The sequence below is a fragment of the Pseudomonas sp. GW823-FHT01D03 genome, assembly GCF_058798255.1.
Map to the genome: position 1 here is coordinate 5,200,624 of NZ_JBXAKK010000001.1, position 13,403 is coordinate 5,214,026.

Genomic DNA, 13,403 nt, shown 5'->3' on the forward strand with positions numbered 1-13,403 from the left:
TGTTCAGTCATGAACGGCTTCTCCGGTTTTCTTCGATTTGAACATGTCCAGTGCCAGCATCACCGCACCGACGGTGATGGCGCTGTCGGCGAAGTTGAACGCTGGGAAGTACCAGCGGTTCTGCCAGTGCACCAGAATGAAGTCGATCACATGGCCCAGGGCAATGCGGTCATACAGATTGCCCAGTGCACCGCCCAGCACCAGCGCCAGTGCGACGGCCAGCCAGGTTTCGTTGCGGCCCAGGCGTTTGAGCCAGACCACCAGCACCGCACTGACCACGATCGCGATCAGCGCGAACAGCCAGCGCTGCCAGCCGGAGCTGTCAGCCAGGAAGCTGAAGGCCGCGCCGGTGTTGTAGGCCAGGGTCCAGCTGAAGTAATCGGGAATGATCACGATCTGCTGGAACATTTCGAGCTTGCCTTCGAAGTAGAACTTGCTGGCCTGGTCGATGACCAGAACCAGCAAGCTCAACCAGAGCCAGCTCAGCCGTCCGAAACGGCCAACGGCGTTAGGCATAGTGACGAACCTCGCCTGCGCCATCGATGTTGTCCACGCAACGGCCGCAGATTTCCGGATGCTCCGGGTTCACGCCCACGTCTTCGCGGCAATGCCAGCAACGCGCGCATTTCGGGAAGGCCGATTTGACGATCTTCAGTTTCAGGCCGCTGACTTCGGTGGCTACCGCGTCCGCAGGTGCCTGAACGAAAGGTGCCACGCTGGCAGTCGAAGTGATCAGGACAAAGCGCAGTTCGTTGCTCAGTTTGGCCAGGTCGGCGCTCAGCGCTTCTTCGGCGAACAGCGTCACTTCGGCTTGCAGGTTGCCACCGACGGCTTTGGCCGCACGCTGGATTTCCATTTCTTTGTTGACCGCAACCTTCACTTCCATGATGCGATCCCAGTACTCGCGACCCAGCTCGAAGCCTTCCGGCAACTCGGTCAGACCTTCGTACCAGGTGTTGAGCATCACCGATTCGTTGCGCTCGCCCGGCAGGTATTGCCACAGTTCGTCGGCGGTGAACGCGAGGATCGGGGCGATCCAGCGTACCAGCGCTTCGGAGATGTGGAACAGCGCGGTCTGGCACGAGCGACGGGCCTTGCTGTCGGCGCCGGTGGTGTACTGGCGATCCTTGATGATGTCGAGGTAGAAACCACCGAGCTCCTGCACGCAGAAGTTGTGGATCTTCGAGTAGACGTTCCAGAAGCGGTATTCGCCGTAGTGCTCTTGCAACTCGCGTTGCAGCAGCAGGGTGCGATCCACGGCCCAGCGATCCAGTGCGAGCATTTCTTCGGCCGGCAGGAGGTCGGTGGCCGGGTTGAAACCGGTCAGGTTGGAAAGCAGGAAACGCGCCGTGTTACGGATGCGACGATAGGCGTCCGCGCTGCGCTGCAGGATCTGCTCGGACACGGCCATTTCGCCGGAGTAGTCGGTCGACGCGACCCACAGACGCATGATGTCGGCGCCCAGGGTGTCATTGACTTTCTGCGGCGCAATCACGTTGCCCAGCGATTTGGACATCTTGCGGCCGGACTCATCGACGGTGAAGCCGTGGGTCAGCAACTCGCGGTACGGCGCGTGGTTGTCGATGGCGCAACCGGTCAGCAACGACGAGTGGAACCAGCCGCGGTGCTGATCGGAACCTTCCAGGTACAGGTCGGCGCGCGGGCCGGTTTCGTGACCCATCGGGTGCGAACCGCGCAGCACGTGCCAGTGCGTGGTACCCGAGTCGAACCAGACGTCGAGGGTGTCGCTGATCTTGTCGTACAGCGGCGCTTCGTCGCCCAGCAGTTCGGCGGCGTCGAGTTTGAACCAGGCTTCGATGCCTTCGACTTCAACGCGTTTGGCGACCTCTTCCATCAGTTCGACGGTGCGTGGGTGCAGTTCGCCGCTTTCCTTGTTCAGGAAGAACGGGATCGGCACGCCCCAGTTGCGCTGACGGGAGATGCACCAGTCCGGACGGTTGGCGATCATCGAGTGCAGGCGCGCCTGGCCCCAGGCCGGAACGAACTTGGTGTCTTCGATGGCTTTGAGCGAGCGCACGCGCAGGGTGTCGCCGCTGACCGGCTCCTTGTCCATGCCGATGAACCACTGCGCGGTGGCGCGATAGATCAGCGGGGTTTTGTGGCGCCAGCAATGCATGTAGCTGTGTTCGATGACGGTGGTGTGCAGCAGCGCACCGACTTCGGTGAGTTTTTCGACGATGGCCGGGTTGGCCTTCCAGATGAACTGGCCGCCAAAGAACTCCAGCGACGGCACGTACACGCCGTTGCTTTGTACCGGGTTGAGGATGTCATCGTTGACCATGCCGTACTTCTTGCAGGTCACGAAGTCGTCCACACCGTAGGCCGGGGCGGAGTGAACCACACCGGTGCCGGCGCCCAGTTCGACGTAGTCGGCCAGGTACACCGGCGACAGGCGGTCGTAGAACGGGTGACGGAAGTTGATCAGTTCCAGCGCCGAACCCGGCGCGGTGGCCAGTACGCTGCCTTCAACGCCGTAACGCGACAGGCAGGACTCAACCAGCTCTTCAGCCAGAACCAGCAGCTTGTCGCCAATATCGACCAGGGCGTAATTGAATTCCGGGTGGACGTTCAGCGCCTGGTTGGCCGGGATGGTCCACGGGGTGGTGGTCCAGATCACGATCGAGGCAGGCTTGCTCAGCGACGGCAGACCGAACGCGGCGGCCAGTTTGGCCTCGTCAGCGATCGGGAAAGCCACGTCGATGGTCGAGGACTTCTTGTTCTCGTACTCGACTTCAGCTTCGGCCAGCGCCGAACCACAATCGAAGCACCAGTTCACCGGCTTGAGGCCCTTGAACACGAAACCGCCCTTGACGATTTCGGCGAGGGCGCGGATTTCACCGGCCTCGTTCTTGAAGTCCATGGTCTTGTACGGGTTGGCGAAGTCGCCCAGCACGCCGAGGCGGATGAATTCGCTCTTCTGCCCTTCGATCTGCTCGGTGGCGTAGGCACGGCACAGTTCGCGGGTCTTGTCCGCGCCCAGGTTCTTGCCGTGGGTCACTTCAACCTTGTGTTCGATCGGCAGGCCGTGGCAGTCCCAGCCCGGAACATACGGCGCGTCGAAGCCCGACAGGGTCTTCGAGCGGATGATCATGTCCTTGAGAATCTTGTTCAGTGCGTGACCGATGTGGATCGTGCCGTTGGCGTACGGAGGGCCGTCGTGCAGGACGAACTTCGGACGATCCTTGCCAATCTCGCGCAACTTTCCGTACAGGCCAATACTGTCCCAGCGCTGCAGGATCTGCGGTTCGCGCTGTGGCAGGCCGGCCTTCATTGGGAAGGCGGTGTCCGGAAGGTTTAGCGTGGCTTTATAGTCGGTCATTTAAGGCTCTTCATTAGCGATGGGCGCTAGGTGCGGCTAGTGCACGGGCGGCGGCGACATCCGCGTTGATCGCCGTTTTCAGTGCCTCCAGGGAGGCGAAACGCTGCTCTTCACGCAGCTTTTGGTGGAAAACCACCGTCAGACGCCGGTCATACAGATCGCCGGCAAAATCCAATAGATGAACTTCAAGGTGGGCTTTGCCGTCACCTTGAACCGTAGGCCGCACGCCAATATTGGCGACGCCGGGCCAGGTCTTGCCGTCGATGTCCACATCCACCAGGTAAACCCCGGTGAACGGTACGCGACGACGCTTGAGTTGAATGTTGGCAGTGGGCGTACCCAGTTGCCGGGCCAGTTTCTGGCCGTGCAGCACTCGACCGGCAATCCGGTACGGGCGGCCGAGCAAGCGTTCGGCCAAGGCAAAATCGGCGGCGGCCAACGCGTTGCGCACCTGGGTGCTGCTGACGCGAATGCCGTCCAGCTCGACGGTTTGTGCGGCTTCCACGGTAAAACCGTGAACCTGGCCGGCCTGCAGCAGAAAATCGAAATCGCCGAGGCGATCGCAGCCAAAGCGGAAATCGTCGCCGACTTCCAGATGCTGCACGCCGAGGCCGTCCACCAGGATGGTATCGACGAACTCACTGGCGCTGAGCTTGCTCAAGCGCTGGTTGAATGCCAGGCACAACACCCGGTCAACGCCTTCGGCGGCCAGCAGCTGCAGCTTGTCGCGCAAGCGGGCCAGACGCGCCGGCGCGGTCTCCGGGGCAAAGAATTCCCGTGGCTGCGGCTCGAAAATCACCACGCAGCTGGGTACGCCCAACTCAAGCGCACGCTCACGCAGTCGGGCCAGGATAGCCTGGTGACCACGGTGAACACCGTCAAAGTTGCCAATAGTGGCGACGCAGCCCCGATGCTGGGGGCGCAAGTTGTGGAGGCCTCGAACCAGCTGCATAACGCGCTTCTTGCTCATAAAGTGGTCGATTATAACCACACCCGACGGTCGACGACAGGCAACACCGTAACGCAAAGTGATCGAGCCGACAAAACTGCCGGCCCGTGCCCGGTTATAAAGGCTGAAACCTCAGCTCAAAGCCTTGCGATTGAAGTCGCGCAGGCGGAAACCGAGCAGCAGCAACATACCGAAATACGCCACCACACCAGCAACCACCAATGCCCCCAGACGCAGGAAGCGCTCCAGCATGTGCCCCTGATCCCAGGCCGGCATGAAATGCATGCCCAGCAGCAATACCGCCGACATCACCGCCACCGCCACCACCAGCTTGAAGCCAAACGTGTACCACCCTGGTTGCGGCTGATACATCTTTTGCTTGCGCAGTTGATAAAACAACAGACCGGCATTCAGACAGGCACCAGCACTGATCGCCAGCGCCAGGCCGGCATGAGCCAGCGGGCCGATCAGCATCAGGTTGAACAGCTGCGTGCACACCAGTGTGAAGATTGCGATTTTCACCGGAGTGCGGATGTTCTGCTGCGCATAAAAGCCCGGCGCCAGCACCTTGATCACGATAATCCCCAGCAGACCGACAGAGTAAGCAATCAGTGCGCGCTGGGTCATGGACGCATCAAAGGCGCTGAATTGACCGTACTGAAACAACGAAACAGTCAGTGGCTCGGCGAGAATCCCCAGTGCCAATGCACACGGCAGCACCAATATGAAACACAGGCGCAGGCCCCAGTCGAGGATCCGCGAGTATTCGTGGCGATCCTTGCTCGCATAAGTCTTGGCCAGCGTCGGCAGCAAAATGGTGCCCAGCGCTACACCGAGCACGCCGGACGGCAATTCCATCAATCGGTCGGCGTAATACATCCACGACACCGAGCCGGCGACCAGAAACGAGGCAAAAATGGTGTTGATGATCAGCGAAATCTGGCTGACCGAAACGCCGAGGATCGCCGGCAGCATCTGCTTCATCACCCGCCACACGCCGCTATCGCGCAGATTCAGGCGCGGCAGCACCAGCATGCCGATCTTTTTCAAGTGCGGCAGTTGGTAGAGCAACTGCGCCAGACCACCGACCAGCACAGCCCAGCCGAGGGCCATCACCGGTGGATCGAAATACGGCGTCAGGAACAGCGAGAACACGATCATGCTGACGTTGAGCAGGGTCGGCACGAAGGCTGGCACCGAAAATCGGTTCCAGGTATTGAGGATCGCCCCGGCCAGCGAGGACAGGGAGATCAGCAATATATAAGGGAACGTCACCCGCAACAGATCGGAAGTGAGCTGGAATTTTTCCGGCGTATCGGCAAACCCCGGCGCTGTGGCCCAGATCACCCATGGCGCAGCGATCATGCCCAGCGCGGTGACCAGTGCCAGCACCAGCGTCAGCAGGCCCGAGACATAAGCAATAAAGGTACGGGTCGCCTCTTCACCCTGCTGACTTTTGTATTCCGCCAGAATCGGCACGAAGGCCTGCGAGAACGCGCCCTCGGCGAAGATTCGCCGCAGCAGGTTAGGCAATTTGAAGGCAATGAAGAAGGCGTCCGTGGCCATTCCGGCGCCGAACGTGCGAGCGATGAGCGTGTCACGGACGAACCCGAGAATCCGGGAAAGCATGGTGATAGAGCTGACGGCGGCCAACGATTTGAGCAGATTCATTGAGGGAATGTGTGCCTGTCGATAAACAGCAGGCGAACAATGCGCCTACTTGTGCGATACTCTGCGCCGCAACAGCACAGAGCCAAAGCTCGCGAGTTTACAGGTCAAGCGCCGGAAATAAATATCCCGCCTCTTTACACCTACCACTTAGCGGAACGTTTCAAGCGCCCTTGACAAGACTTCTCTTCATCGGCATGATTCGCGGCCTATTTTGTTTGCTATTTCCTAAAAAGTCTTTCGAGGAGCTCGACGGTGGCCAACTCACCTTCCGCCAAAAAACGTGCAAAACAGGCTGAGAAGCGTCGCAGCCACAACGCCAGCCTGCGTTCCATGGTTCGTACCTACATCAAGAATGTAGTTAAGGCCATCGACGCAAAAGACGCTGAAAAAGCTCAAGCTGCATACGTTCTGGCTGTGCCAGTTATCGACCGTATGGCCGATAAAGGCATCATCCACAAGAACAAGGCTGCTCGTCATAAGAGCCGCCTGAATGGCCACGTCAAAGCACTGAAAGAAGCTGCTTAATCGACGTAGTCATTAAAAACCGACCTTAGGGTCGGTTTTTTATTGCCTGCGATTTAGCGAATGCAGCACAAAAAATGTAGGAGTGAGCCTGCTCCGGGCGGCGCTCCGACGATGGCGCTGTATCAGTCGATGCATATATTGACTGATACAACGCCATCGCGAGCAGGCTCACTCCTACAGCTGTTTCTGCGGTGTTATTGCTGGACCGGCACCCACGGCACGATCGGGATCGCGGTCACCGCATTCTGCGGGCTACCTTCGATCACGCGATCGCTGTAGACCAGGTACACCAGCGTGTTGCGCTTCTTGTCGAGGAAACGCACCACCTGCATGGTCTTGAACACCAGCGACGTGCGCTCCTTGAACACCTCGTCGCCATCCTTCAGTTCGCCCTTGAACTTGATCGGACCGACCTGACGACAGGCAATCGACGCCTCGGCGCGATCCTCGGCCAGCCCCAGGCCACCCTTCACCCCGCCCGTCTTGGCGCGAGACAGATAGCAGGTCACGCCGTCGACCTTCGGATCATCGAAAGCCTCGACCACGATCCGGTCATTCGGGCCGACGAACTTGAACACCGTCGACACCTGACCGATTTCCTCGGCCGAGGCCAGCAATGGCAGCGCCATCAGCAGACCCAACAATCCTTTTGCCATGCGCATGCGTATTTTCCCTTAGACCAGAATCAGATTGTCACGATGAACCAGTTCCGGCTCAGCCATGTAGCCCAGCACGCCGACAATTGCATCTGACGACTGACCAATGATTTTTTGCGCCTCAAGCGCACTGTAGTTGGCCAGGCCACGGGCAATCTCGCGACCGTCCGGCGCCACGCAAACCACCATTTCGCCACGGCGGAAACTGCCCTGGACCAATTTGACGCCGACCGGCAGCAGGCTCTTGTTACCTTGCGACAATGCCGACACCGCCCCCTCGTCCAGCACCAGTGTGCCGCGAGTCTGCAGATGCCCGGCCAGCCACTGCTTGCGCGCCGCGAGCATGCCGCGCTCAGGCGACAGCAGCGTACCGATGCGCTCGCCAGCCTTCAGGCGATCGAGCACTCGTTCCAGACGCCCACCAACGATGATCGTGTGCGCCCCGGAACGCGCCGCCAGACGCGCCGCACGCAGCTTGGTCTGCATGCCGCCACGCCCCAGCGCGCCACCGGTACCGCCCGCCACCGCATCCAGGGTCGGATCGTCGGCGCGCGCTTCGTAAATCAGTTGCGCATCCGGATTGTTGCGCGGATCGGCGTCGAACATGCCATCGCGATCGGTGAGGATCACCAGCAGATCGGCCTCGACCAGGTTGGCCACCAGCGCCGCCAGCGTGTCGTTGTCGCCGAAACGGATTTCGTCGGTGACCACGGTGTCGTTTTCGTTGATCACCGGGATGACTTTCAGCTCCACCAGTGCACGCAGGGTGCTGCGGGCGTTGAGGTAGCGCTTGCGGTCGGACAGGTCATCGTGAGTCAGGAGAATCTGCGCGGTGTGTCGGCCATGCTCGGCAAAGCTCGATTCCCATGCCTGCACCAAGCCCATCTGACCGATTGCCGCGGCAGCCTGGAGCTCGTGCATCGCACTGGGTCGTGCGGTCCAGCCCAGGCGACTCATGCCGGCAGCCACGGCACCGGAGGAAACCAGCACCAGCTCGACCCCCGCCTCATGCAGGGCGACCATCTGCTCGACCCAGACACCCATTGCCTTGCGATCCAGCCCCTTGCCGTCCGCCGTCAGCAAAGCGCTGCCGATCTTCACGACCCAACGCTGCGCACCTGTCACTTTGCTCCGCATCATCTTCAACCTTAGCTTGAGGACAGCGCGACCCAGCGCCGCCCATGACGTTATTTGTGACTTGCGATTTCCAGATACTAAAACGCCGCTCGATTGAGCGGCGCTTAAGTTTACTGCAACGAATCAGTCGCGCACGTAAATGATTTCCGGACCGTCTTCATCATCCACATCTTCTTCGTCCCAGTCATCGTCGCCGATGTCGTGGACCGACTTCACGCCGCTGCGACGCAGGGCACGCTTGTCATCCAGCGCCTGCAACTGGGCACGGGCTTCGTCTTCGATGCGCTGATCGAGGTCGGCCAGCTCTTCCTTGTACGCCGGGTCGTTAGCCAGGCGATCGGCACGATCTTCCAGATAACGCATGATGTCGCGAGTCAGGCGCTCGGTGCCTTCTTTGGCGATGGCCGAGATCACGTAAACCGGACCTTCCCACTGCAGGCGATCAACGATTTCCTTGACGCGCTCTTCGTGCTCTTCTTCAAGGATCTGGTCGCATTTGTTCAGCACCAGCCAGCGATCACGCTCGGCCAGCGACGGACTGAACTTGACCAGCTCGTTGACGATCACTTCAGCCGCGTCCGGTGCGCTGGTGTCATCCAGCGGCGCCATGTCGACGAGGTGCAGCAACAGACGCGTACGCGCCAGGTGCTTGAGGAAGCGAATGCCCAGACCAGCACCGTCGGAAGCACCTTCGATCAGCCCCGGAATGTCGGCGATGACAAAGCTTTTCCAGCGGTCGACGCTAACCACACCCAGGTTCGGCACCAGCGTGGTGAACGGGTAGTCGGCAACTTTCGGCTTGGCGGCCGATACCGAACGGATAAAGGTACTTTTACCGGCGTTCGGCAAGCCCAGCAGACCAACGTCAGCCAGTACTTTCATTTCCAGTTTCAGGTCACGCTGCTCACCCGGTTTACCCGGAGTGGTCTGGCGCGGCGCACGGTTGGTACTGGATTTGAAACGGGTATTGCCCAGACCGTGCCAGCCGCCCTGCACTACCATCAGCTTCTGGCCGGCCTTGGTCAGGTCGCCAATCACTTCCTGGGTGGCCGAGTCGATCACAGTGGTACCGACCGGCACGCGCAGGATCAGGTCTTCACCCTTCTTGCCGGTGCAATCGGTGCTGCCGCCGTTGGAGCCACGCTCGGCATCGAAGTGCCGGGTGTAACGGTAGTCGACCAGGGTGTTGAGGTTTTCGTCGGCCATCATGTAGATGGAACCGCCATCACCGCCGTCACCGCCGTTCGGGCCGCCGTTTTCAATGAATTTTTCCCGACGGAAACTCATGCAGCCATTGCCGCCGTCGCCAGCTTTTACGCGGATCGATACTTCGTCTACAAACTTCATAACTCAACGCCTCTCGCCATACGGACGAGCCGAAAAACAATCAAGACATAAGACTCTTGCAAAAATGAGCGCAGCGCCCCCAAACCACGACCTGCATCGCACGCCGACAGCCCATACAAACAGTTTTGCAAGAGACTCACCCCACAAACGAAAAAGCCCCGTCGCAAGACAGGGCTCTTCCAGCGATCTCGCGATTAAGCCGCGACAACGCTCACGTAACGACGACCGAAGGCGCCTTTTACTTCAAACTTGATCACGCCTTCGATTTTCGCGAAGAGGGTGTGATCCTTACCCATGCCAACGCCGTAGCCAGCGTGGAATTGGGTGCCGCGCTGACGCACGATGATGTTGCCGGCCTTGATGACCTGGCCGCCATACATCTTCACGCCAAGGCGTTTGGCTTCTGAGTCGCGACCGTTACGGGTACTACCACCAGCTTTTTTGTGTGCCATGAGTTCAATTCTCCTAGTGAGGAATTAGGCTGTAATTAAGCCTGAATACCGGTGATTTTGATCTCGGTGAACCACTGGCGGTGGCCCATACGCTTCATGTGGTGCTTACGGCGACGGAACTTGATGATGCGGACTTTATCGTGACGACCTTGGGAGATCACTTCAGCCTTGACGGTTGCGCCAGCAACAACAGGTGCGCCGATGTTCACGTCGTCGCCATTGGCGACCAGCAGAACGCGGTCAAAAGTCACGGATTCGCCAGTAGCGACTTCCAGTTTTTCGATCTTCAGGTATTCACCTTCAGCGACCTTGTATTGCTTACCGCCGGTAACGATTACTGCGTACATGGTATTTCTCCGATAATCCTGCTCACCCAGCTCTTTATAAGAAGAGGTATTGGCTGGCATGGCTGCATGGGGCTGGAACGGCCCAAGTGCAATTGCGTAAGGCAGGTGCTGCCCAGGAAGTTCAGGGTGCGCGATTGTACGCAAGCCGCGAGAGTCACGCAAGAGGCCGTCCATCGCGCCTTGACAGGCCCCGGTGGGGGTCCTAGCATGCCGCGCAACCCTTCTGGAGCAACTGTCGCTGATGCAACCCCAAGCTTTCTACCGCGCGGTGGCGGACGATTTTAACGCCGTCGACGGCATCATCAAGAAGCAGCTGACTTCCCGAGTGCCGCTGGTATCGAAAATCGGCGATTACATCACCTCGGCCGGCGGCAAACGCCTGCGTCCTTTATTGGTGCTGCTGTGCGGCAAGGCCCTGGGTCGCGAAGGCGACGACATGCGCCTGCTGGCCGCCACCATCGAATTCCTGCACACCGCGACCCTGCTGCATGACGACGTAGTCGACATGTCCGGCATGCGCCGTGGCCGCTCGACCGCCAACGCCATGTGGGGCAACGCCCCGAGCGTGCTGGTCGGTGATTTCCTGTACTCGCGCTCGTTCGAAATGATGGTCGAGCTGGGTTCGATGCCGGTAATGAAGATTCTGTCCCAGGCCACGCGCATCATCGCCGAAGGCGAAGTGTTGCAGCTGTCCAAGGTACGTGACGCCAGCACCACCGAAGAAACCTACATGGAAGTCATCCGCGGCAAGACCGCGATGCTCTTCGAAGCCTCGACCCACAGCGCCGCCGCACTGGCCGGTGCCACCGCCGAGCAGAGCGAAGCCCTGCGCACCTTCGGTGATCACCTGGGCGTGGCGTTCCAGCTGGTCGACGACCTGCTGGACTACAAGGGCGACGCCGAGACCCTGGGCAAGAACGTCGGTGACGATCTGGCCGAAGGCAAGCCAACCCTGCCGCTGATCTACACCATGCGTGAAGGCACGCCGGAGCAGGCTGCCCTGGTGCGCCAGGCGATCCAGAAAGGCGGGATTGAAGATCTCGAAAGCATCCGCATCGCCGTGGAAGCCTCGGGTTCACTGGAATACACCGCACAACTGGCCCGCGATTATGTGGCCCGTGCGATCAAGTGCCTCGACGCGCTGCCGGCCAGCGAATACCGCGATGCACTGGTGGAACTGAGCGAGTTTGCGGTCGCCCGCACGCACTGATCTGCCTTCTGTGGGAGCGGGCTTGCTCGCGAAAGCAACCTGTCATTCGACATTAATGTTTAATGACACACCGCATTCGCGAGCAAGCCCGCTCCCACAGTTGTTTCTGCGCTATGCCCTGCTGCGCGTAAAACCCTATACAATGTGCGACTTTTAGCGATCCCCTCCAAGGAGCCTTAGTGAGCACGTTGCCACCCTGCCCGAAATGCAATTCCGAATACACCTACGAAGACGGTGCCCAACTGATCTGCCCAGAGTGCGCCCACGAGTGGTCGGCCAGCGGCGAAGCCGAAGTGGCATCCGATGATGCCGTGAAAAAAGATTCGGTCGGCAACGTGCTGCAGGACGGCGACACCATCACCGTGATCAAGGACCTGAAGGTCAAGGGCACCTCGCTGGTGGTCAAGGTCGGCACGAAGGTCAAGAACATCCGCCTGTGCGACGGCGACCACGACATCGACTGCAAGATCGACGGCATCGGCCCGATGAAGCTCAAGTCCGAGTTCGTCAGAAAGGTCTGATCCTGCTGTCAGCCATCCCGCGCCCGACGCGGGATGGTGCTACGCCCTCCTCGCTTTCCCCTCGCGCATTCTCGCGTAATAGCCAGACGCCAGCCGTTTTGACCTTACGCAATCTTTACCCGGAAAAAATCGCATTCCGCCAATAGGCACTTGCTATTTGACGAATAAGAATTATTCTCATTGAAACCTTTCAAGGAGATGAGACCCATGACTTATTTGATCGACGCCTGGCTGGATCGCCCACACCCGTACCTCAGGATCCTGCATCGGGAAACCGGTGAAGTCTGTGCAGTACTGGAAGAAGAAGCCCTGCATGAGCTGCAGGATCAGGGTGATCTGGACGTCAGCAGCCTGAATTCCAGCGAACCGCTGGTGCTCAAGGAGCTGGTGCGCAATCTGTTCCTGTTCTGCTATGCCCGGGCCTTGCGCCCGACCAATGAGCTGCATCACAAGATTGAAATATGAGTAGCGCGGTAAAAACTGTGGGAGCCAGCCTGCTGGCGAAAGCGCTGTGTCAGGCAACGAATGGGTTGCCTGAAAGGACGCCTTCGCGAGCAAGCCCGCTCCCACATTATTGACCTGTCACCGGGACAGGCCAGGCATTACAGAACGTCCAGCAGCTCGACGTCGAATACCAGGACGCTGTGCGGCGGGATGCTGCCAACGCCTTGAGCACCGTAAGCCAGTTCGCTTGGCACGTACAGGCGCCATTTGCTGCCGGCGTTCATCAGTTGCAGGGCTTCGGTCCAGCCGGCGATCACGCCGCCCACCGGGAATTCTGCTGGCTGGCCACGATCGTAGGAGCTGTCGAACACAGTGCCGTCGATCAGCATGCCGTGGTAGTGAGTACGCACGGTGTCTTCACGGGATGGCTTGGCGCCTTCGCCTTGGGTCAGCACTTCGAATTGCAGGCCGGAAGCCAGGGTAGTGATGCCTTCTTTCTTGGCGTTTTCAGCCAGGAAAGCACGGCCTTCACCTGCGGCGGCTTCAGCCTTGGCAGCGGCTTCGGCTTGCATGATCTCGCGGATAACCTTGAAGCTGGCGGACATTGCTTCCTGATCGACACGGCTTGGCTTGCCGGCGAATGCGTCGGTCAGACCGGCCAGGATGGCGTCCAGGCTGACACCCGGTGGCGGGTTGTCGCGCAGCTGGTCACCCAGCTGACGGCCGATACCGTAGCTGACGCGGGTTTCGTCGGTGGACAGATTTACTTCGGACATGACACTGCTCCGCTGTGCGGACGGCCAT

At 59.7% G+C, this 13,403-nt stretch carries 14 protein-coding genes; 4 read left to right on the forward strand and 10 right to left on the reverse strand.

Annotated features, from left to right (window positions below; genetic code table 11):
* Positions 1 to 3 precede the first annotated feature (3 nt).
* The 4 genes from lspA to murJ form a co-directional block, all read right to left on the reverse strand.
* Positions 4 to 516: a signal peptidase II gene (gene lspA / locus AC1RBR_RS23025; protein WP_007909836.1), complete on the reverse strand. Its 513-nt coding sequence runs from the start codon at positions 514 to 516 to the stop codon at positions 4 to 6.
* Entirely contained in the window at positions 509 to 3,340 is a 2,832-nt protein-coding gene (gene ileS, locus AC1RBR_RS23030; protein ID WP_253150420.1) for an isoleucine--tRNA ligase, read from the reverse strand. Before ileS ends, lspA begins: the two co-directional genes overlap by 8 nt.
* Before the next feature lie 13 nt (positions 3,341 to 3,353).
* Positions 3,354 to 4,292, reverse strand: coding sequence for a bifunctional riboflavin kinase/FAD synthetase (gene ribF / locus AC1RBR_RS23035; protein WP_003228347.1), 939 nt, complete (start codon positions 4,290 to 4,292; stop codon positions 3,354 to 3,356).
* A 129-nt stretch (positions 4,293 to 4,421) separates the two neighbouring features.
* The gene (gene murJ / locus AC1RBR_RS23040; protein WP_095139299.1) at positions 4,422 to 5,960 is read right to left on the reverse strand and encodes a murein biosynthesis integral membrane protein MurJ; all 1,539 of its coding nucleotides are present in this window, start codon (positions 5,958 to 5,960) and stop codon (positions 4,422 to 4,424) included.
* 252 nt (positions 5,961 to 6,212) lie between these two features.
* On the opposite strand from murJ, the gene rpsT reads away from it, so the two are divergent.
* Positions 6,213 to 6,485, forward strand: coding sequence for a 30S ribosomal protein S20 (gene rpsT, locus AC1RBR_RS23045; RefSeq protein WP_003228351.1), 273 nt, complete (start codon positions 6,213 to 6,215; stop codon positions 6,483 to 6,485).
* Between the two features lie 194 nt (positions 6,486 to 6,679).
* Here rpsT and AC1RBR_RS23050 read toward each other — a convergent pair whose 3' ends face one another.
* From AC1RBR_RS23050 to rplU, 5 genes are all read right to left on the reverse strand, one after another.
* Positions 6,680 to 7,147 carry a CreA family protein gene (locus AC1RBR_RS23050; RefSeq protein ID WP_003228353.1) on the reverse strand — a complete coding sequence of 156 codons (468 nt, stop codon included), beginning with the start codon at positions 7,145 to 7,147 and terminating at the stop codon, positions 6,680 to 6,682.
* Between the two features lie 12 nt (positions 7,148 to 7,159).
* Positions 7,160 to 8,278 carry a glutamate 5-kinase gene (proB, locus tag AC1RBR_RS23055; protein WP_064589259.1) on the reverse strand — a complete coding sequence of 373 codons (1,119 nt, stop codon included), beginning with the start codon at positions 8,276 to 8,278 and terminating at the stop codon, positions 7,160 to 7,162.
* 123 nt (positions 8,279 to 8,401) lie between these two features.
* Positions 8,402 to 9,625, reverse strand: coding sequence for an Obg family GTPase CgtA (cgtA, locus tag AC1RBR_RS23060; RefSeq protein ID WP_003228358.1), 1,224 nt, complete (start codon positions 9,623 to 9,625; stop codon positions 8,402 to 8,404).
* A gap of 194 nt (positions 9,626 to 9,819) precedes the next feature.
* Entirely contained in the window at positions 9,820 to 10,077 is a 258-nt protein-coding gene (gene rpmA / locus AC1RBR_RS23065) for a 50S ribosomal protein L27 (protein WP_003228360.1), read from the reverse strand.
* A 35-nt stretch (positions 10,078 to 10,112) separates the two neighbouring features.
* Positions 10,113 to 10,424 (reverse strand): 50S ribosomal protein L21, encoded by a 312-nt coding sequence (gene rplU / locus AC1RBR_RS23070; RefSeq protein ID WP_003228361.1) that lies wholly within the window; start codon positions 10,422 to 10,424, stop codon positions 10,113 to 10,115.
* Between the two features lie 241 nt (positions 10,425 to 10,665).
* On the opposite strand from rplU, the gene AC1RBR_RS23075 reads away from it, so the two are divergent.
* The 3 genes from AC1RBR_RS23075 (at position 10,666) to AC1RBR_RS23085 (ending at position 12,620) form a co-directional block, all read left to right on the forward strand.
* On the forward strand, positions 10,666 to 11,634 hold the full coding sequence (locus AC1RBR_RS23075; protein WP_003228362.1) for a polyprenyl synthetase family protein: 969 nt from the start codon (positions 10,666 to 10,668) through the stop codon (positions 11,632 to 11,634).
* A 179-nt stretch (positions 11,635 to 11,813) separates the two neighbouring features.
* Positions 11,814 to 12,155: a zinc ribbon domain-containing protein YjdM gene (locus AC1RBR_RS23080; RefSeq protein WP_025108781.1), complete on the forward strand. Its 342-nt coding sequence runs from the start codon at positions 11,814 to 11,816 to the stop codon at positions 12,153 to 12,155.
* A 207-nt stretch (positions 12,156 to 12,362) separates the two neighbouring features.
* On the forward strand, positions 12,363 to 12,620 hold the full coding sequence (locus AC1RBR_RS23085; RefSeq protein ID WP_003228365.1) for a PA4570 family protein: 258 nt from the start codon (positions 12,363 to 12,365) through the stop codon (positions 12,618 to 12,620).
* Between the two features lie 137 nt (positions 12,621 to 12,757).
* Here the strand turns inward: AC1RBR_RS23085 and bamJ are convergent, their stop codons facing one another.
* Positions 12,758 to 13,375, reverse strand: a complete 618-nt coding sequence (gene bamJ, locus AC1RBR_RS23090) for a BamJ family beta-barrel-assembly machinery protein (RefSeq protein WP_003228367.1) — start codon at positions 13,373 to 13,375, stop codon at positions 12,758 to 12,760.
* Positions 13,376 to 13,403 lie beyond the last annotated feature (28 nt).